At 66.0% G+C, this 2,338-nt stretch carries 2 protein-coding genes; one reads left to right on the top strand and one right to left on the bottom strand.

Going from position 1 to position 2,338, the window contains the following annotated elements; all coding sequences use genetic code 11:
• Positions 1 to 483: 483 nt before the first annotated feature.
• On the top strand, positions 484 to 1,575 hold the full coding sequence (locus MOPEL_RS11245) for a hypothetical protein (RefSeq protein ID WP_040634217.1): 1,092 nt from the start codon (positions 484 to 486) through the stop codon (positions 1,573 to 1,575).
• A gap of 181 nt (positions 1,576 to 1,756) precedes the next feature.
• On the opposite strand, the gene MOPEL_RS11240 is transcribed toward MOPEL_RS11245, so the two are convergent.
• Positions 1,757 to 2,338 (bottom strand): IS3 family transposase (locus tag MOPEL_RS11240; RefSeq protein WP_009483031.1); only part of this gene is annotated, 582 nt, incomplete at its 5' end.

Genomic DNA, 2,338 nt, shown 5'->3' with positions numbered 1-2,338 from the left:
AGTAAACGCCCGGCCCGTCTTCGGCGCCTCGTGCCACACATGCCTTCCCGCTCGGGTTGCGGCGGGCCATAATTCGCCTTTCACGTGCCCGGCTTGCCGTCTTCGGAGCTGGGCCTTGACACCCCTGCACCGGGTACCCCCGCATCAGTACCGCACCTGCCGCTGGGCAGTCGATGCATCACCTGTCCGAACGGAATCGACCGGCCCCACGCTGATCACTGCTCCCACACCGCCGAAGCACTTCAACCGATCCGTCACTGCAGCATCATCGAGAAGCCGTCCTCGACACCGGCAGGTCCCGGGCCCGCTGGCTGTGATGTCTTCGCGCTGGCGGCGTCGGCGGGGAGAGGATTTCGCAGTGAGCAGCACCGCTCTTTCCGGGATCGAGGCGACCACCGAATCCGGCCCGCGGTGCTGCACGAAACCTTGGGGGCTCCATCGAGCCAGTGGCAATCCGGCCCGTGGTTGCCTCACCATGGAGCGGTGACTGCTGAGCGTTGCCGATCAACCGCCGATCCTGCCGAACCCCTTTCCGATGCCGAGCTGCTCATCGGCCTGGTGGTCTCACCATCCCTGAGTGCGGTGCTCGGCCCCGAGGTCACCACCTCGGTGCGCAAGATTTTGGTGCAGCGGTATCCGGGAGTGCGCTGGCAACTGAAGATGGCCGAAGACCGGCTGGTCGATCCACCCACCGAGACCTTGGACCTGCTGGAGGCGGCCCGAAACCGCGTGCTGGAGGAGAACTGGGATTTGGCCGTGGTGCTCACCGAGATCCCCCTGAAGACCGGCCGACGTCCGGTGCTTACCCAGCTCAGCCCCGTGCACGGGGTAGGACTGGTCTCCGTCCCAGCCCTGGGAGCCGTGCACGTGCGGCAGAAGGTGCAAGAGACCACCGTGCACGTGGTCGGGCAGCTCCTGGGCTACGACGCCGAAGACCTCAACGCCCAGCGGGATCTTGCTCGAAGAGCCCACCAGCTGTCCACCGATCTCGACGAACGCCCGGACGACAACGTCGTGCAGTTCACGGCCCGAGTGCTGAGCGGCAACGTGCGGTTGCTGCTGGGCATGATCCGCGCCAACCAGCCTTGGGCCTTCGTGGCCCGGCTCTCCCGGGCGCTGGTCGTGGCAGCGGCCACCGGCATGCTGACATTGGTGGCCTCGGACCTATGGGTACTGGCCATGGCCTACGGGCCGGTGCGCCTGGTCCTGCTGGCGGTGATGGCGATCGGGGCGGTGAGTGCCACCCTGATCCTGGGAGCCGACTTGTGGGAGCGCCCACGGCGGCGAGCCCAACGTGAGCAGGTGATCCTGTTCAATTTGGCCACCACCGCGACCGTGGCCATCGGGGTTGTGGTGTTCTACCTCGTCTTATTCATCCTGTCCTGGGTCGGCGCGCTGCTGCTCATCGACGAGCAGGTACTGGCCGGTGTCGCCGGTCACCCAGTGAACGCTTTGGACTACGCGAAGATCAGCTGGCTCACCGCCAGCCTGGCCACCGTGGGCGGAGCACTAGGAGCTGGACTGGAGGACGAAGATGTGGTGCGCGCCGCTGCCTACACCCGGTCCAGCACCTGACACAGCCCCAGCACAGAAGAAACTGAAACATCTACGCGTTGATGCCACGTCTATGCAGGTGTCATTGCCGGTCGCGATGACTTGGTGGGCTCAGCGCAGTGCGCTGCCTCGTACTCGGCGGGTGGGGCGTTGCCGAGGCGGGTGTGCGGGCGGGCGCTGTTGTACCTGTCCCGTTCCGGGGTTAGTGGAGGCTCGGTTCTGACGCCTCTACGGTAGCCGGGGCGGGGTTCTGGGCGTAGTAGGTGGTCTCGTACTCGACGGGTGGGACCAGGCCGATCTGTCCGTGCAGGCGTCGGTGGTTGTACCAGTCGATGTACTCGGCCACGGCGATCTCTAGGTCATCGATGGTCTTCCAGGGACCGCGGTTTCGGACGAGCTCGGCCTTGAAGATCGAGTTGAATGCTTCGGCCATCGCGTTGTCGTAGGAGTCGCCCGTCGATCCGACCGAGGCGACCGCGCCGACCTCGGCAAGGCGTTGGGTGTAGCGGATGGCGACGTATTGAACTCCCTTGTCCGAGTGCGCGATCACGCCCGTCGTGGGCTGCCCGGCGCGGTCGCGGGTCCACAACCCCATCTCGAGGGCGTCCAACGCGAGGTCGGTGCGCAAGCTGGTCGACAGCTGCCAGCCCACGACTCTGCGCGAGTACACGTCCAGCACGAATGCCGCGTACACCCAGCCGGCGAAGGTCCGGCAATAGGTGATGTCTGCGACCCACACCCGGTTCGGGGCCGACGCGATGAACTGCCGCTGCAGCAGGTCAAG

The organism is Mobilicoccus pelagius NBRC 104925, from assembly GCF_000247995.1.
Taxonomy (GTDB): Bacteria; Actinomycetota; Actinomycetes; order Actinomycetales; family Dermatophilaceae; genus Mobilicoccus; species Mobilicoccus pelagius.
Note: the sequence above shows the minus strand (reverse complement) of the source record. Positions and strands in the feature narration are given on the sequence as shown.